Origin of the sequence: Lyngbya aestuarii BL J (assembly GCF_000478195.2) — a bacterium.
GTDB classification, from domain to species: Bacteria; Cyanobacteriota; Cyanobacteriia; order Cyanobacteriales; family Microcoleaceae; genus Capilliphycus; species Capilliphycus aestuarii.
In genome coordinates this window covers 1-18,357 of the sequence record NZ_AUZM01000047.1, presented here as the reverse complement: position 1 = coordinate 18,357, position 18,357 = coordinate 1, and the positions used below count along the sequence as shown (strand labels likewise).

The following is an 18,357-nucleotide window of genomic DNA, read 5'->3' as shown; positions in this document are numbered from 1 at the left end:
CTTGGGTTGAGCAACAATTTAAACAGGTGAGATTTAAACTTGTTGTTGAGATTTCATGCGAGTCAGATATTCATCAATCGCTTGAGTGGCAATCTCGACGACAGGTTTACCCTGACGCTTCGATTCTTCTTTTAATTCCAAATAAGTTTGATGACGAACACTCACCCGATGTCGAATTTTATTGGGATCACCCCCATCATCCGAAGACGGTTGAGTGGAAATAGCTGCGTCTTGGTTGTCATTGGCTGCAACAGAGGAGACTTCTGAAAAAGTCTCACGATCTGAAGTAACAGCTAGCTCTTGAGTCTGAATATTCATCGAGGGATTCAATGAGTAGTTGGTTACAAACTGACGGAGCGAGTCAAAACCCACACGATGGCAAAAATCCCCAAAACGCTCTGCGGGTTTGCGATCCTGTTTGAAATAAACAAAAATCGGTTCTAAGAACGTTTCCAACTCACCAACCGCCAAGCGATCAACGAATGGTTCAGCCAGTCGTGTTTGATCCCGAGAGCCACCTAACCAAACTTGGTAAGCATTAGGCGAACTTCCGACAAACCCTAACTCCGCCATGTAGGGTCTAGCACATCCATTGGGACATCCTGTCATCCGCACGACAAAATGCTCCTGTTCTAGGCCTACCTTGTCCAACAATACCCGAATCCGTTCCAGGATACTAGGGATAATTCGTTCTGATTCTGTAATGGCCAATCCACAGGTGGGTAAAGCAGGACAGGCCATCGCATACCGGACTAACGGATCGATTTGAGTTTCCTTGAGAATCCCATGTTGATCGAGAATTTGTTGAATTTGAGCTTGGTTTTGGGGCGAAATTTCGTAGAGGATGATATTGTGATTCCCAGTCAGCAAGATCGGCAGTTGAAACTGCGGTACGATTTCTTTTAACGCTGCTTTCAGGCGGAAGTTTCCCTCGTCTTTAACGCGACCATTTTCGACGGAAATTCCCAGAAAGAGTTTACCATCGCCCTGTTCGTGCCACCCTAAGTAGTCTTGATATTTCCAAGGGGGTAGAGGTTTGTAAGGTTGTAAGGTTTTGCCAAAATATTCTTCGACTTTGACTTTAAATTTTTCGACTCCCCAATCATGGATCAGATATTTCATCCGAGCATGACGACGGCTTTGGCGATCGCCGTAATCTCGTTGAGTCGCGACAATTGCTTTGACTAAATCATAGATATCTGCCTTGTCAACAAATCCGAGCTCGTCACCAATTCTCGCAAAGGTTTCTTCTTTGTTGTGGGTGCGTCCCAAACCGCCCCCGGCGATCACGTTAAACCCTTCGAGTTCTCCGGCTTCGTTGGTGATCACAACTAAGCTGACATCTTGGGTATACAGATCCACCGAATTATCTCCGGGAACTGTCACCGCACATTTAAACTTGCGCGGCATATAATGCTCACCATAGATCGGTTCTTCTGACTCGCTGACAATGGTACCATTGCCATTGCGTTGACGAGCCGCTTTCACTTCGGGGTTTTCTTCTGCACTAATGACTTTTTCACCATCGAGCCAAATTTCATAGTAGGCGCCGGTTTGTGGGGTGAGTAAGTCGGCGATATTATTAGCGTAGAGACGAGCGTATTCGTACTCCCGGCGATTTCGATAAGGAGCCGGAGGAGCCATAACGTTGCGGTTGAGATCTCCACAAGCTCCTAAAGTTGATCCCATACTCTGGATAATTGAAGACAAAACCGTTTTCAGGTTCTTTTTCAAAATCCCATGCAGTTGAAAGCCTTGGCGGGTTGTTACCCGTAAGGTATTATTACCGTATTCTGAGGCGAGAGCATCTAGAGTCAGGTAAAGCTCGGGCGGCACAAACCCACCCGGATTGCGGGTTCGCAACATCATCTGATAGTCTTTTTCCTGACCTTTGGCGCGATTATCCCGATTGTCTTGTTGATAGGAACCGTGAAATTTTAAGATTTGAATGGCATCGCCACTAAAGAAGTTTTCGTCGTTGAACAGTTCGCTAGCTAGAGGTTCTCGCAGATAGTTACTGCGTTCTTTAATGCCTTCGAGCTTAGAGAGTTTGCGATCCTGTGTCGGTGAATTTACAGAGGTAGTCATAGAAATACGTCGTACCAGTTTTAACCAAAATTCGTGAGGGGGTTGAACCTGATCTGTGATTTAGTTAAAGACAGCTCAACCCAGGTGAGTCAGAGAAACTCCGGTAATCCGAACGGGATTGTCAGGAATCAATTTAATCCTATCACGTTATACTTGGACATTTTCTCCCATTGTCAGGGGGGCAAGCCTAAGTCACAATCAAATATTAAGAGTTAACAAGCATTACAACTATGCCCGATTCGATCATGTACTCCGAAGACCATTATGTGGTTTTAGAGCCAAACCAACCCGAGCAGTTCCTCACAACGGCTGAACTTATACAAAAACTCGAATCAATTTTGTCAGACAGACAGGATGACTTACCCCGAGAACTGCAAAAGTTTTCGACTCTCTCCCAACAAGTCGAATATCTGCTGAATACTTGTTGTGACTTTGATCTAGGCCCCGGAAAATACCTTCAGTGGTATGCGGTGAGATTGGAGAAATAAGCAACTTGACAATCTTAGTGTCAAAAGCCAGAAGGCAAAAGTAAACACTGGTGACTGTGATTAGGCTTGGGGTACAGTAATCAAAGCCAACTCAATTTCTTCTTCTTCTTCTTCTTCTTCTTCCTGGGATTGAGTGATCTCTACCCGAATATTGGGGCCAAAAAATTTGGTCAGTTTTTCCTGTTTTTCTTGCCAAGCTTCTAAGGACACAAACGGGGAGTTAAACTCCAAAACTAAACCATAAGCCCCGTCTACTTCTACTTCTCGCAAGCCTTGGAGTTGAGGATGTTCGTCATCGTTGGCTCCCAGTCCTAAGCGTTCAATAGCATCGATTAAATGAGCCGTCTGTCCATAGCGATAACGGGTAATATCCTTACGAACTTGATTTTGGGTTTCAGTTGCTTGTTGTTCTCGCAAAGCCAAGACTTCCGAGGAGGTGGGTTGAGAATACCGAACAGGTTCCAACTCAGCCGCTTTTAATGCGAGTCCTCCCAATAAAATCGGAATGCCATAAAAAAAGCCTGCTAAATTTAGGGTTGCGTAATCTTTAAAATAGGCAACAAATCCGACAGCAGTGAGTAGTCCTCCGAAGATCAAACCCACTTGAGCTAAAGATGTTTGACGTAACATATATGTTAAGGTAGTCCGCGTAGATTCACTATTGATGATATACCCATCATGCCGTTTGATTGAGGAGATCTCAACTTCATCTCAGCGGTGATTTATAGGAAATCTCACACCAGCTCAATGAGTTTAACCCTCGTTAGCTGTTCCCTCTCCCTCTCTGCCCTCGTTACCCAACTCTCAACATGACTAGAGATAATGAGCTATCCACTGCCCACGTTGAGCGTAAGCTCCTAGAGGAGATTGACTCTCTTAGAAAGGAAGATGAACGGTTGTACAATATTCTCGCCATTGATATCTGGGCATTGGCTAAGACAATGGATGAGCTACAACCCGGCTTTTGGGGCGCGTTTATGAAAAATCGCGAGAAAGCACTGAAACGATATTTAGCGGAAATGACCAAAAATAAACCGACAGACAGCAAACGTCCCCCTTTTCTGCGTTAATGACTGCGGGTTTAATGACGTTTTACGCATCCTCAATTCAAATCTAGGAGCATTTATGTCGTCAGGGGTAATCTTGGCGATCTCCTTTGCAGTTTCCAGTGCTTGCCGCTATATATTATAGATTATGAGGTCACAAAGGAAATAAAAAATGGACTCTAATACAATTCGAGAGCGAGTTGCTCTGATTGAGGGTAAGCGAGAGTCTCTAGTCAAACTACTAGAGAAACCGGATTTAGGAACACTGAGAATTGATGTTAATCAAGCGATTGAAGAAATTGATGAGTTGATCGAAGAATTCAAACGCACGTTTCCAGATGCCGATCAGAATTAACTCTAGAATTAGCAATCTGTAAATCTGTAATCGTGTTTATCCCGTTCAAATCGACTTGATCAAGTTCTGGCTGATATTCTCTGAATTCCAGAAGACTAGAAGGCGAGTATTGAACCTCAGATTACTTATTTATAGAATCCTTTTCCCGTAGAGAAACCAATTCTCAAACTCTACGGGAAACTTGAATTTAGATCTACTATTTCTCGATTTTAATCTCAATTGATCATGAGTAATCAAGACCAAACCCATCCCCAATATAAAAGCGATCGTGCGACAGTTGAGAGTTTAATTCAAGGTCAACAAACGGAATACAATCTCGCTGAATTGGCTCGTTTAAAAATTCGTTATCGAGGGTTTCCCGGTGCTAGAGATATTCAAAAAGATTTAGAAAAAATAATGCAAAACTGGCAATTAACTGAGGAAAATCTCTTTGAAAAAACTCGTGAAATACACGCCAAAGGGAAAGTCTACACAGGGGGAAAAGAAGAACAGGAAGATTGGCTTTAATTCAATTTCCAGTTCTGTTCTGACTGATGACAGCCTTCTTTAAAGCGCAACTACAAACTCTTGATAGGATAATATTATAAATGCACCGAATTTCCGCAACACCGGGCGGTTGGACTCCTGATACAGAAGGAGTAATTTTCATCGAACAAACGCCTGCACCTATTATTTTTTTAACCGCAGCAGATACTGATATTCAAACCCTAGCCACCGCAGTTGATCAACTTCCAAGTAATTTCCCCGCCCTACGAGTAGCAAACCTTCTACAACTCCAACAACAGTTAACTATCGATACTTATTCCGAGGATATTTTAACTCAAGCAAAAGTTATTATCATTCGACTCTTAGGCGGACGTTCTTATTGGAATTATGGCTTAGAAGTTGTTGAAGAAACAGTAGAAAAAACGGGTGCAAAATTAATCATTCTACCCGGAGATGATCGCCCCGATCCTGATTTAATGAGTCATTCAACCGTTTCTCTCAAAATCGTTAATCAACTTTGGCATTATTTCACCGAAGGCGGAATTGAAAACTATACAAACGCTTTACTCTTTATTGCTAAAACTTGTTTAAATCAACCCAATAATTATCAGCCTCCCGTTTCCGTTCCGCGTGTCGGAATTTATCAAACTCAAACCCTAAAAAAAATAGAGAATCCTGACGTCGGTTTACTCTTTTATCGCGCCCATTATCTCTCTGGAAATGTTCGCCCCATTGATGCCCTTTGTCAAGCTTTAACCGAACGTAATTTAAACCCAATCCCTGTATTTGTCTCCTCTTTGCGCGACCCAGATGTACAAGCAGAAGTCATTACCGAACTGCAAAAAAACAGCAATAATAGCATTGAAATTCTTCTCAACACAACCAGCTTTTCTATCGCTTCTATCTCCGAAGATTCTACCGTCAATTCTCCCTTGTTTAGCTTAGATATTCCCATTTTACAAGTCATTTTCAGCAGTCAAACCGTTCAACAATGGGAAGCCGATTTTCAAGGACTTTCGCCCCGAGATGTGGCGATGAACGTCGCGTTACCCGAAGTCGATGGACGTATTATTACTCGCGCCGTTTCTTTTAAAGCTGTAGAAACTTGGAATTCGCAGTTAGAAACCGATGTTATTGGGTATATTCCAGTTAATAATCGTATACAATTTGTAGCCGATCTCGCCGCAAATTGGGTAAAATTACGCCAAAAAAAAGCTACAGAAAAACGGATTGCGATCATTCTCGCCAACTACCCCACCGCAGATGGACGATTAGCAAATGGAGTAGGGCTTGACACACCCGCCAGTTGTGTGCATATCTTCACAGCATTGCAACAAGCAGGGTACGATATTCAAAACTTCCCTCAAACCGGAGAAGAACTGATTCAACGCTTAACTTCTGGTATTACCAATGATCCCGAAGGACGAGAACTCAGAACCCTTCAACAGTCATTAAATTGGGATGATTTTCAACAGTATTTTGATCAACTTCCAAGTTCCATACAAACCGCAATTTGTCAACGCTGGAAAGCTGATTTCTCTGAAACTTCTCATCCTGAACTATTCCCAATTGCAGGAATTAAACTCAATAATATTTTTGTCGGAATTCAACCCAGTCGCGGCTATGATCGTGATCCCAGTTTAAACTATCATGCCCCAGATTTAGAACCCACTCCCGACTATTTGGCCTTCTATTATTGGCTACGATATCAATTTCAAGCAGATGCCATTATTCATGTCGGAAAACACGGTAACTTAGAATGGTTGCCGGGAAAAAGTGTGGGATTATCTGAAACTTGTTACCCTGAAATTGCTTTTGGTGCTATGCCTCATTTATACCCTTTTATTGTTAACGATCCGGGGGAAGGTTCCCAGGCTAAACGTCGTTCGCAAGCGGTAATTTTAGATCATCTTACGCCCCCTCTAACTCGCGCCGAACTCTACGGATCATTACAGCAGTTAGAAGGCCTAGTTGACGAATATTATGAAGCACAAAGCTTAGATCCGTCTCGGCTACCGATGATTAAAAATAGACTGCAAGATTTGATTAAAACTGAGAAGTTAAACCAAGATTTGGGTTTGGTTGAACATCAACTCGATCCACAAAGTTTAAACACAATTGATGGTTATTTGTGTGAACTCAAAGAAGCACAAATTCGGGATGGTTTACATATTTTTGGGCAATGTCCAATCGGGCGACAGTTAAGAGATTTAATCCTTTCAATTGCCCGAAATCCAAGCTCTCAGCGTTTGGGAATTACTCGGGCGATCGCGGAAGATTGGCAGTTAGAATTTGACCCGCTTACAACGGATTTATCCGAAGTTTTGAGTCCGAGTTTAACGTTAGATAATAAAGTGTGTCGAACCGTTGGCGACGCTGTTGAAGTGTTAGAAAACTATGCCGCGAGTTTAGTTGAAAAAATTATTGCAGGTGAAACGGTCAACGCTGGAAAATTTACAGAAAAAGAGTTACAATGGATAGAGAATAAACTCTTACCAAACCTGCAAAAAACCAATCAAGAAATCACTCACTTATTAAAAGGCTTAGAAGGGCGATATATTCCCAGTGGTTCATCCGGGGCGCCGACAAGAGGAAGACCCGATGTTTTACCCACTGGACGCAATTTTTACTCCGTTGATATTCGGGCTATTCCCACAGAAACAGCCTGGAGAGTCGGTCAACTAGCCGCAGACGCTTTAATTGAACGTTATACTCAAGAAAATGGGGAATATCCACAAACATTAGGACTCTCTGTTTGGGGAACTTCTACGATGAGAACAGGAGGAGATGATCTTGCTGAGGCGTTGGCGTTATTAGGGGTTCAACCGGTGTGGGATGGCCCTTCTCGTCGAGTGGTTGATTTTGAGATTTTACCGCTTTCTATTTTAGGGCGTCCGCGTGTTGATGTGACATTAAGAATTTCCGGTTTTTTCCGAGATGCGTTTCCCAATTTAATTGATTTATTTGATCAAGCAGTTGTGGCGGTGTCTCAACTCGATGAACCTCCAGAATTGAATCCGTTAGCGGCGCAGGGGAAGCAAGAAACAGAAGTTTTAATGACAACAGGATTAACCAAAGAACAGGCGGAAATTCGATCTCGTTATCGGGTTTTTGGTTCCAAACCGGGCGCTTATGGGGCGGGTTTACAAGGGTTGATTGCCTCTCAAAATTGGACAGATGAACAGGATTTAGCGAGGGCTTATATTAACTGGAGTAGTTACGCTTATACGAGTCAGAATGGGGAGAGTCAAAGTAAGTTAGGGGGAATTTCGGCACCGGAAGCCTTTAAAAATCGTCTCCAACAAATGCAGATTGTTTTGCATAATCAAGACAACCGAGAACATGATATATTAGACTCCGATGATTATTATCAATTTCAAGGGGGATTAACCGCATCTGTTCGGGCTATTACCGGGAAAAATCCACACACTTATTTTGGGGATAATGCTCAACCGGAACGTCCAAAAGTGCGACAATTAAAAGAGGAAATTGCTAAAGTTTATCGATCTCGGGTAATTAATCCCAAATGGATAGCAGGAGTGATGCGACATGGGTATAAAGGGGCGTTTGAAATGGCAGCAACGGTAGATTATTTGTTTGCTTATGATGCGACAGCAAACTGTGTGGAAGATTTTATGTATGAAGGCGTAGCAAAGGCTTATTTGTTGGATGAAACGGTGCAGAAATTTATTCAAGAAAAAAATCCTTGGGCGTTGCGAGATATGGCTGAACGTTTGTTAGAAGCCAATCAACGGGGGTTGTGGGAAGCGTCAAGTCAGAAAATATTAGAGGATTTAAGAACGATAGTGCATGAGGCTGAAGGTGCGGTTGAAGCCGTTAACTCCGGGGGATGAGTTATCGTGTATCCGAAATTAAAAATCAATACTATCTACATATCTAAAGTCATCTATCAGATTAATTCTGGTTATCATATCAGGATTGATAGATTAAAATAATTTGATCAAAATTTATTCTCCAGATCTGATCAATTGAAACAACAGACTCTATAATAAAGCATTAGACGCTTAGAGTCTTCACTTTCCGATAAAAAGATGGAATATCCCTTTGGAGGCTTCCATGAATCTATTTCGTCGTTTGAAACAATCAAGTTTTTTAGGTTGGATTGTCGCCGCATTCCTGTTTGTGGTAACAGTGTTTAATTTTCAACAGAAACAAGTTAACAGCACTCCTTCTGTATCGCTGTTTGCAGAAGAAAATACTCAAAATTTAGCTATTGTCAATCCTCAAAATCCTTCAAATTCTGCTGAAAATTCCCAAACTGAAACGATCGCTAAATCAAACGCTTGTACACAACAAAGTCCGTTTGATGAGTCCGTTAGATTTGCACTCAGAGGCTCGAATTTAGCCCAAACCGCAAAAACAAAGCAACAATGGGATGAAGTCGCCCGTAACTGGGTACAAGCGGTGGCGTGGATGCAGGCGGTTCCTCCCAATAGTCCTAAACGGGCTTTTGCGGAGAAAAAAGTGATTGAATATATGCGAAATTTAACCTATTCGCAACAACAAGCCGCAAAAACTCAAATGACGAGTCAGTTTCCGAGTTTTGATAGCGAACTTCTTGATCAACAACTCCAACTTTATCTGTCTTATCTCAGCACTGTTGGGAAACCTGATATTTTAATTGTTGGGAGTTCTCGGGCTTTACAAGGGATTGATCCGAGAGAAATGAAACAAGCTTTAGCCGCCAAAGGGTATCAAGGCTTGAAAATTTTTAACTTTGGAGTAAATGGCGCAACCGCTCAAGTTATAGACTATATTTTAACAGATTTATTAACACCGAGTCAACTCCCCAAAATGATTGTTTGGGCGGATGGAGTTAGAGCATTAAATAGTGGTCGAATTGACCGCACCTATCAATCCATTATCGCCTCAGAAGGACACCAACGTTTGGCTTCAGGTGTTCGTCCTCAATTGACTTCAACTCAATCAGATGACACACAAACTTGTTATCAATTGCCGCAATCTTGCAGTGCTAAACCGAAGTGGGTTCTCCCTCAAGCTGATCTTGATCAACCGATTGTTGACGAAAATTTTGCATTTTTAAATGCTAATTTAGAATCGTTTTCTCCGGTTCAATTTAATCCGTCAACATCCTCAGAGATTACGAATCTTCTTGATCGTCCCTCAAAACAGACTTCTGCTACATTAATCTCACTGAATACCACAATAGATGCCAATGGTTTTTTGTCCGCTCCCAATCGTTATAATCCCTATACTTACTATCAGCAACGTCCCTATGTTTCAGGTCGCTATGATGGAGATTATCGTGCCTTCAATTTAGCAGGAGAACAGGCGAGGGCATTGAGTTCAGTGATCGCATTTGTAAAGACTCAAAATATTCCACTGGTTTTTGTTAATTTACCGCTTACCGATGACTATTTAGATTCATATCGCTGGTGGGCTGAACAGGAATTTCAAAACAATATGCAGCGACTTGCTCAAGAGTATGGATTTATTTTTATTGACCTATCTGAAGCTGCTTTAACCCGGTATGAATACTTTGTTGATCCGAGTCATTTAAACCGTTATGGAGCGCAAGTCGTCGCCCAAAAATTAGCCGGACAATCTGCTATTCCCTGGCCGCGATCGCAGTAGAAGATTGATCATTGATAATTCATGACTGTAAATGCCACCGCCCGTCAACAGCGATGGCATTCTTGTGAATGAGAATTAGCCCCTCAGAATGAATCTGATTACCATAATCCTCGAACTGGAGGTGGAGGAGCAATCGGACGCGGTGCGGGTGGGGGAACCGGAGGTGCAGGAGGACGTGGAGCTTGCAACGGTGCAGGCCCCGGTAGACTGATCTCTTGCAATGAACATCCCGCTTTGCTATAACGAGATGCTGTCCTCAGCAATGATTCTAAATCAGTTGCTAAACCCTGAATTTTTTCAACTGTCTCTGGAATATTGCCGACATCAACGTATAATCCAGGAACAGGATACTTCTTGATGAAGTCCAGAAAAGAGATTTTGCCATCATCACTAACGGCATTAATAAGTGCCGCGTGTATGGCGTGGGAGTTTTCTACACGGCGATGGGTTCGCAAAGTCAAAGCAATATCTTCGACAATCTCCATGCCAGTCGGACTACAGATCAAACAGGAAAAAGGAACCAGATCGAAGCCCACTTCGAGAGTCATAAGACCCCGTAGCGTGTCTTCATCGATCCCGGAACGACCGACAATTTGGCCGATCGTTTTGGTTTTTTCGCCCGTCTCCGCAAATTCTTCGAGATCTCGAACTCGAATTGGGGCTTGGAACGGGCCGTAGGTTAAAACGACTCGATCCGCAGCTATGGCACTCGGGCCACTCATCACCACACTCGCGATTGCGCCTAGAACTAATCCCGGACGGAACCGTTTGAAACTTGGTCTTTTCATTGTCAACCGATTCGTTGGAATTGATTGTTATTTGCGTTAAACCATGAACTGCCTAGACCCAATCAAAGATTGGGTGATCGGCTTCCGGTTTCAACCGCTAAGGCCTCTAGCAACAATGTTCCTATTGACTTGACTTAGCGTCCACAGGTTTGGCTCAGTTTCCTGGCTACTCCCTGCTACAAGCCCGAAGACTTGACCCGGCAACTACCCAGGCTCTCAAGGCAGATCATTTGATTTCTGATTTTACAGACAGACTCGCCTTCGGTTTTACCCATCGTGACGAGATCTGATTTTCAGCTTAAATGGAGTTGCTCGGTTTCACAAGATCTCACCTAAAAATTTAGGGTTTTGGATCGATTAGTCGGGAGTAAAGTGTGTAGTTTGTAACATTCCTAGAAAATCTGAGGAATATTTCATCCTTTTTTTCACGCTAAACCTTCTGAAAAACTTCTGAGCAACTCTCCCCTACTTAGGGGCCTTGATGGGGTTGAGATCAACGCTTGTTTGTCATCAGTTACCCCTGGTCGATCACCTAGAATGCGTGAATCCCGAAATCTTTGTTTCCCGTACTGCTCTGTGCGACTGAATCGCTTTCTCAAAAGTTCCCCAAAGTTCAAATTAATTTTTGTCGAGGTGAAACTTCAAAATTCTTATCTTTTAGTAGAATTTTCCCCATAGATTCCACAGATGTTCCACAAACTGAGACGGTGTTTTCCACAGATGAGATACACTTTTCCACAAGCAATCACGATATTAAGGGATCTGACTGCCCGATTGGGGATTTTGCGATCGCCGACACAAAGCCACTCAGATTTTGGTTTTGATTTAAAGTTTTGTAACACAAACTAGACTAAAAGCCTGATTATTCCGTAACCAATATGGGAGAAGTCCCGAGGTTGTAACAGTTCTCAACATTGACAACCCTACCCCCTCCTAGCACACAATATCGACTACCGATTTCTAGATTTTAGAGGAAAGGCTGTAGGGCAGTCCCACCCCAAAATCTCAAAAAATAGGTATTGTGTATATCACCTTAAGAGTAGCGATATGAACACCAGTGTAAGTATCCTGGCGGAAATTCCTGAAATCTTGCACGAATCCCTCCAGGGCTATCTCGATAGTCATCCTGACTGGGATCAAGATCGGGTGTTTGCTGCGGCTTTGTCACTATTTTTGTTACAAAATGGTAGTGATCAAACCCCAGAAGCCTCCCAAAACCATCGTCAAGCCGCCCGTATCTACCTAGAAACTTTATTTCAATCTTGAGGGAGATCCCCCCCTGTAAGACAATGGTGATTGGCGAGATGTAATATACATCTATCCTTACGCCCCATGCCCTGATTGCAAATTTCAATGTTTTATGACTCACGTACTCGATAGTTTGATCGTCGGTGCTGGCATTAGCGGCCTGAGTTTAGCTCATTCTCTCCTTCGGAACCCAAACCCTCAATTGTCTCTCAACATTCTGGTGAGCGAGCATCAAGGACGGGTAGGAGGAAACATAACCACAGTATCTCAAGGAGAGTTTCTCTGGGAAGAAGGCCCCAATAGTTTCTCTCCGACCCCTGAGTTACTGAAGTTAGCCGTAGAAGTTGGCCTCAAGTCTGAGTTCGTCTTTGCCGATCGCAAGTTACCTCGGTATGTTTACTGGAATAGTCAACTTATGCCAGTGCCGATGAGTCCTCCGGCTTTGTTGAGTACAAAACTCTTAAGTCCTGGAGGTAAACTCCGAGCATTAACGGGGGCATTAGGATTTGTACGGCCGGCGATGGGACAAGCGTTAAGTCAACAAAATGGGGAAGAAACGATCTCGCAGTTTTTTGAGCGTCATTTGGGTTCAGAAGTTCTCAAACGACTGGTTGAACCCTTTGTTTCCGGGGTCTATGCAGGCGATCCACAGCAACTCGAAATTAGCTCGGCTTTTGCCCGAGTCGCACGTATGGCTTACAGTGGCGGTGGGTTAGTTGCCGGAGCGGTTTTATCACGTGGTCAGAACAAATCTTCGCGATCGCCTGCCGATCCGTCTATTCCCCAAACTAAACGGGGAGAGTTGGGGTCTTTTCGTCAGGGAATTGGAGCCTTACCCAATGCGATCGCGCAGCAGTTAGGCGATCAACTCAAATTAAACTGGCAACTCACTCGTCTTGAACGGACTGAAAACCAAACTTATCGGGCTGAATTTTCGACCCCAGATGGCGTTCAACAGGTCGAAACTCGAACGGTAGTGTTGACAACTCCGGCTTATGTCACAGCAGAAATTCTGAAACCGTTGCAACTCCAAGTCAGTCAAACGTTAACCGAAATTCCTTATCCTCCGGTGGCTTGCGTCGTTTTAGCCTATCCCGTTTCAGCTTTCAAGCAGAAATTAACCGGATTTGGGAATTTAGTTCCCCGAGGACAAGGAATTCGGACGTTAGGCACGATTTGGACCTCAAGTTTATTTCCCGGTCGCGCCCCCCAAGGCTGGCAAGTTCTCACCAGTTATATTGGCGGAGCGACTGATCCAGAAATTGGAGAGTTAGAAGATGATCAAATTGTTGAGGCGGTTCATCAAGATTTGCGTCGCATTTTACTCAAAGAAGATATCTCTCCCAAAGTGCTAGCCGTGCATCTGTGGAAACGTGCTATCCCTCAATACAATCTCGGACACCAACAACGGTTACAACAGGTTAATGAAGGTCTAGAGGCAATGCCAGGGTTATATCTGTGTAGCAACTATATCGACGGTGTAGCGTTAGGAGATTGTGTGCGTCGTTCTATAGGACAAGCTAACGAAATTCTCAGTTTTTTGGATCAATAGAGATAGGGTTGAGAGAGGGTGAAATCCCCTCAATACCTATCTTTCTTTGTCTCGCCGATCAAACATATAACCCACGCCGCGAATGGTTTTGATGAGTACAGGTTTATTCACATCGGGTTCCACCTTTTTGCGAATCTGGCCGATATGAACATCAACGACTCGCTGTTCTCCTTCGTAATCATAGTCCCAAACCTCTTGTAAGAGTTCAGACCGTCGCCACGCTCGACCCGGTTTACTGGCCAAACAATACAGCAAATCAAACTCTAAGGCACTTAACGGGATTAACTTATCTTCAATGTAGACTTCACGACGAGACGGATCAATTAGCAAATCGCCATAAACTAAACTACGAGGTTCGCTGTCGGCGACACTACGTTGACGCTTCAAAATCGCCCGTACACGCGCACCGAGTTCGGCTAAACCAAAAGGCTTAGTAATATAATCATCAGCGCCCTTATCAAAGCCTTTAATCTTATCGGCTTCACCCGTCAAGCTGGTTAGCAATAAAATAAACACACTGGTACGACTTTGCATTTCCTGACACAGAATAAAACCTGTTGTATCAGGAAGATTAACATCCAATACCACCAAATCCGGACTAAATTGATCAAAACATTCCAGCGCCGTCTCACCATCTTTTGCCGATTCAACTTCGTAGTCTTGTTGACTTAGATAGCGAGCAATTAAATTTCGGATTGCTGGGTCGTCATCAACCACAAGAATCTTTGCAGAAGCCATAACCACTTCGGTTGAGCTGAAGATAGAGCAAGAGTAAATCAATCATCTCAATGTTAATGTAAAACTCGGGTTTACACCTAGAGATTTATCGATTTAGTTGCATTGTGTTACAGAGAGCGTAATATTTCTGAGAGTAAACTCGCGGGAACCTGAGAAAGCGCTCGATTTTGTCCCGGTAAACCGGATTCATTGTAAATCGCCCGAATGGTTCGGATGACATGACCTAGAGCAATTTTCTCACGTCCGGGCTTGACGGCTTTGGCAGAGGCGACTGGCAGAGGTTGCTGACACCCGGCTTGCAAATGATGCCGTAAAGCTGTTTCTAGATGAGTGACTCGCTCGGTTTGACCCAAAGCCAGATACTGATCTTTCCCGAGTTGATAGTGAGCAAGTCCCAAGTTATTGTGAGTGGCTAAGGGGTCGAAATTAAGCTGAGTGGGACTCAACTGTTCTACCAAAGTTAACGCCACTTCATAAGATGTAATCGCCTTTTGTAGAAATCTAGCACGAACTTCTGAGTCTTGATGTCGAGAAGCTAAATGCCAATATGCAATTCCCAGGTTATTGCGAGTTGCAGCACAAGCAGCCACATCAGTATTTGGGGTGCGATAGTTCAACGAACTTTCATAGGCTTCAATCGCATCATGCAACCACTGATCTTCGGGTTCGTGCTGGGCTAAATTCCAGTAGGCTGTACCGATATTAGCCTGAATCATCGCCAACTCTCGCGGATACTTGTTGGGAGAGTAATAACGCCCTGCTTGAGTATAAGCGGAAATTGCCGCTTTTAGATGTTGACTTGGCTGAGTATGTTGAGCCAAATTCCAGTAGACTGTACCCAAATTATTCTGAGTAGCAGCATAACTCAAAGCTCTCTGTTGAGCTATTGTCTGATTTTGCCACTCTAACTCAGACTCTTTGGAAATGACAACTTGAAAATAATAAATAGCCTCACAATAAGCATTAACAGACTGTTGTAAATTCTCAACTGGCTCTCGAATTCTAGCTAAATCAGCGTAAGCAGCACCTAAATTTTTTTGCAGTCTAGCAATGGTTGATGCTTGTTTCTCCGGATTGGCGTACATTAACGCTTTTTGATAGAAAATGATACTCTGTTCTAGATGGGAGAGTGCTTCGGCGATCGCAGAGGTTAACTTTTCCTGATGGAAACGCATCCAATACAGCGTTCCGAGATCATTGAGCCAATCAACAATTTCTGAAGTGTTTAAAAACGGATGAGTCGTATCTTCTAACTGTTGCCATCCCGTTTCATAAACTTCGATCACAAGCTGCATCTGTTCGATACAGGTTAATCCCACTTGCATCTGTTGACGAACCCGTGCGATTAAAATCCGGTAAGCCCGCGTGAGTTGTTTAGCAGAAGTTGTCGTTTGCTGAATTTGCTTGACTTTGTGTAGAGTTTGAGTCAAATCTAGCGGCTTCTTTGCGGTTTTAGGTCGCTTTGTTTTGGGTGGATGTGTGATCTCCTGTTTAGAGTTTTGCGGAGCCACTGAAGGCAATTTAACATCTGCTGAGGCAACATTTTCAGAGGATTTGCTATCTTCTTGATCTTGAGTTTGAGAACTCTCATCGATATCGACAAATCCGGTTTCTTCGGGCTGACGCCCAGATAAAAGCTTAATTTGTGGAGAAACTGAATTTTTGCCTAAATCTTGCGTCTCTTGAGTCATTGCAGTTACCGGAGTCGGTTCTCCAGCAAACTCAAACACCCCAGTTCGCCAACGCCAAAATTCTGGGGCTGACTGTTCAATACAACGCAACCAAGGCGAAGGAATCCACAATAATAAGCTAAACTCTAACTCAGGAAGATGGCTTTCTAGGCTACGGAGATGATGCAAAAAAGACCATTGAATCGCAGCAGGTTGTCGTGTTAATTGTTCAACGCCTAAAACCTGAAAACCAACACTAGAACCCGACACGCTAGACTGTTCAGAACCATTTTCTGCGAACCACTGCTCAATTTGAGTGATTAGATTCGGTTCCTCTAAATCTACCGTTAAAGTTACCCAGTTTGTAAAAGAGGATGAACGAACCTTGTTCTTTTTTGGAGTGGAAGTTGAACCCTTTTTAGGGGTTTGTCGTTTAGAAAACTCTGCTTGTAAGCGAGTTATCATCGTTTGACGCAACTGCAAATCATCACAGACGGCAATTAAAATTTGACGTCGTAGATTTAATAGCAATGCTCGTTTCAAACGCAGAAAAACTTGCTGATTCACTCCTGACCCGTTAGAAGACGCAATTGTGAGCGCAGTCATGCGACATTAAAATAATAAAGTGAAATCACATCAGTTTTGATAAGCCATTCAAACAAATCCTGTATCTTGTTTACACACCAATCATGTGCTAATCAAGAATAAGAGAACATTCATACTCTTTATTTCCTAGCCAAATTTTCTCGGTCAGGATGAGTCAATTATGACACCGAATTGACATCCGCAGGAAAAATACCTTTCTTTCGAGATATCCGGATAACAGTTGATTGATGGGGAGATCGGGAGGTCGGAAGATGGGGAGATGGGGAGGTGGGGAGTTAGGGAGATGGGGAGGTGGGGAGGTAGTATTATTTTTTAAATTTCATCTAAAAGAAGAGAGGGAAGTAGTTGACAAATTAAATAATATTTCAATTTTCCATCGGCGTCCAATCTCCAACGGGAACAAACGCCGCCCAAAAATAAGGATGTTGATATTGTTGAGAATTTAACATCTCTAACTGGGTTTGACGCCACGCCTCTGAACGCCCTTGATTTTGCAACAACCGTTGATAATATTTAATCATCAATTCCTTCGTTCCTTCATCACTAACTGTCCATAAACTCATCAATAAACTTTCCGCCCCCGCTAACGCAAACGCCCGCCTCAACCCATAAACCCCCTCACCATTTTCTATTTCTCCCAACCCCGTTTCGCAGGCGGATAACACCACCAATTTAGTCCCTCGTAGCTTTAAATTTGCCACTTCCAACGCCGTTAAAACGCCATCATCCAAACCGCTTTCACGGGGATTAAAACCCGCCAACGCCAAACCGGAACGCAGCAAAGGATTTTCTTGAATGGGGGTATTTTGTTGAGAATTTTCAGAAATTAAACCGAAAGAATTATCCGGTTCAACTCGGGGAAGATTTTTTAAGAAAAAGCCGTGAGTTGCAATATGTAAAATATTCGGCGCTTGCAACTGTTTTACCACATTTTCTGTCGCTTGAGATTGGGTAAATAACGTCACATCAGACAATAAAGGTGCAATTACCCTTGCTTCTTCAGCCGTTCCCGGTAACGCCCCAAAACTCATGTCAACCCCTCTCGAAAGTTGATTAATTCCGCGAGTATTTGCAACAGCAACCGTTGTCGGTTCACCAGGTTGATCATAGTCCGGGTTAGCAACAATAACAGGCGCTTGTTTGTGAGAATATTCGAGTTGTAAACGAATTAAATCCCGTCCGGTTGTGAGATAAGTAATTTGATAAGTTTCTAACAAATAGCGATTATTTTCATCAACCAACGCCGCAAAGGGAATCAAATTTAACTGAGCATCTGGTGAGATGATAATATGATTAATATTCCCCAACTTTTCCCGAATGGGTTGCATGAGAAGTTCATCAAGTTGGCGTCCAGTTTGTTTAATGTCATCTGTATTTCCGATAAAAGCATCTTTTTTGTCTTTCAGGGCTAAATTGAAGCGAAAGAAAGCCGCTTTGTGAATGGGTTCAACTTCTCCTAAATCAACCCATTGCGGTTCGCCAGAAGATTTGAGGATATAAGCTGCATAATGAGGTTTTTCCCATCTATTTGTACTAGCTTTCGCATCAAACGGTTTGTATAAAATAAATTCAACTAACGCCGCATCTTCAGGAATCAACTGTTGTACCGCTTCCACAGTAACGGGTTCTGAAATCGTTCTAAAATCTGCACTGCGGCGAGAAAGTTCGGCTTCGAG

Annotated in this window: 14 protein-coding genes; 8 read left to right on the top strand and 6 right to left on the bottom strand. The window is 43.2% G+C overall.

Annotated features, from left to right (window positions below):
* Nucleotides 1-33: 33 nt before the first annotated feature.
* A complete protein-coding gene (sir, locus tag M595_RS18380; protein ID WP_023067876.1) occupies nucleotides 34-2,088 on the bottom strand; it encodes a sulfite reductase, ferredoxin dependent in 2,055 nt (684 codons plus the stop codon).
* 230 nt (nucleotides 2,089-2,318) lie between these two features.
* On the opposite strand from sir, the gene M595_RS18375 reads away from it, so the two are divergent.
* Nucleotides 2,319-2,576, top strand: coding sequence for a CRR7 family NDH-1 assembly protein (locus M595_RS18375; RefSeq protein WP_023067893.1), 258 nt, complete (start codon nucleotides 2,319-2,321; stop codon nucleotides 2,574-2,576).
* A 60-nt stretch (nucleotides 2,577-2,636) separates the two neighbouring features.
* Here the strand turns inward: M595_RS18375 and M595_RS18370 are convergent, their stop codons facing one another.
* Nucleotides 2,637-3,206 (bottom strand): DUF2854 domain-containing protein, encoded by a 570-nt coding sequence (locus M595_RS18370; RefSeq protein ID WP_023067881.1) that lies wholly within the window; start codon nucleotides 3,204-3,206, stop codon nucleotides 2,637-2,639.
* Nucleotides 3,207-3,385: 179 nt separating this feature from the next.
* Here M595_RS18370 and M595_RS18365 point away from each other — a divergent pair, with 179 nt between their 5' ends.
* The 5 genes from M595_RS18365 (at nucleotide 3,386) to M595_RS18345 (ending at nucleotide 10,079) form a co-directional block, all read left to right on the top strand.
* Nucleotides 3,386-3,646, top strand: a complete 261-nt coding sequence (locus M595_RS18365) for a hypothetical protein (RefSeq protein WP_009787082.1) — start codon at nucleotides 3,386-3,388, stop codon at nucleotides 3,644-3,646.
* Nucleotides 3,647-3,794: 148 nt separating this feature from the next.
* Nucleotides 3,795-3,977 (top strand): hypothetical protein, encoded by a 183-nt coding sequence (locus M595_RS18360; RefSeq protein WP_023067887.1) that lies wholly within the window; start codon nucleotides 3,795-3,797, stop codon nucleotides 3,975-3,977.
* A 225-nt stretch (nucleotides 3,978-4,202) separates the two neighbouring features.
* Nucleotides 4,203-4,484, top strand: a complete 282-nt coding sequence (locus tag M595_RS18355) for a DUF3288 family protein (protein ID WP_023067891.1) — start codon at nucleotides 4,203-4,205, stop codon at nucleotides 4,482-4,484.
* 80 nt (nucleotides 4,485-4,564) lie between these two features.
* Nucleotides 4,565-8,317 (top strand): cobaltochelatase subunit CobN, encoded by a 3,753-nt coding sequence (cobN, locus tag M595_RS18350; protein ID WP_023067912.1) that lies wholly within the window; start codon nucleotides 4,565-4,567, stop codon nucleotides 8,315-8,317.
* Between the two features lie 223 nt (nucleotides 8,318-8,540).
* Nucleotides 8,541-10,079, top strand: a complete 1,539-nt coding sequence (locus M595_RS18345) for an SGNH/GDSL hydrolase family protein (RefSeq protein ID WP_023067884.1) — start codon at nucleotides 8,541-8,543, stop codon at nucleotides 10,077-10,079.
* A gap of 98 nt (nucleotides 10,080-10,177) precedes the next feature.
* Here the strand turns inward: M595_RS18345 and M595_RS18340 are convergent, their stop codons facing one another.
* Nucleotides 10,178-10,867, bottom strand: coding sequence for an alpha/beta hydrolase (locus M595_RS18340; protein ID WP_040484326.1), 690 nt, complete (start codon nucleotides 10,865-10,867; stop codon nucleotides 10,178-10,180).
* A 1,047-nt stretch (nucleotides 10,868-11,914) separates the two neighbouring features.
* On the opposite strand from M595_RS18340, the gene M595_RS18335 reads away from it, so the two are divergent.
* Together M595_RS18335 and hemG are read left to right on the top strand one after the other, a co-directional pair.
* The gene (locus M595_RS18335; RefSeq protein ID WP_023067917.1) at nucleotides 11,915-12,133 is read left to right on the top strand and encodes a DUF2811 domain-containing protein; all 219 of its coding nucleotides are present in this window, start codon (nucleotides 11,915-11,917) and stop codon (nucleotides 12,131-12,133) included.
* A gap of 94 nt (nucleotides 12,134-12,227) precedes the next feature.
* Nucleotides 12,228-13,667 carry a protoporphyrinogen oxidase gene (gene hemG / locus M595_RS18330; protein WP_023067908.1) on the top strand — a complete coding sequence of 480 codons (1,440 nt, stop codon included), beginning with the start codon at nucleotides 12,228-12,230 and terminating at the stop codon, nucleotides 13,665-13,667.
* Nucleotides 13,668-13,703: 36 nt separating this feature from the next.
* Here hemG and M595_RS18325 read toward each other — a convergent pair whose 3' ends face one another.
* From M595_RS18325 to M595_RS18315, 3 genes are all read right to left on the bottom strand, one after another.
* The gene (locus M595_RS18325) at nucleotides 13,704-14,405 is read right to left on the bottom strand and encodes a response regulator transcription factor (protein WP_023067900.1); all 702 of its coding nucleotides are present in this window, start codon (nucleotides 14,403-14,405) and stop codon (nucleotides 13,704-13,706) included.
* Between the two features lie 107 nt (nucleotides 14,406-14,512).
* Complete coding sequence (locus M595_RS18320) at nucleotides 14,513-16,681, bottom strand: tetratricopeptide repeat protein (protein WP_023067882.1); 2,169 nt, start codon at nucleotides 16,679-16,681, stop codon at nucleotides 14,513-14,515.
* 365 nt (nucleotides 16,682-17,046) lie between these two features.
* A partial coding sequence (locus M595_RS18315; RefSeq protein WP_023067907.1) for a CHAT domain-containing protein occupies nucleotides 17,047-18,357 on the bottom strand: 1,311 nt, incomplete at its 5' end.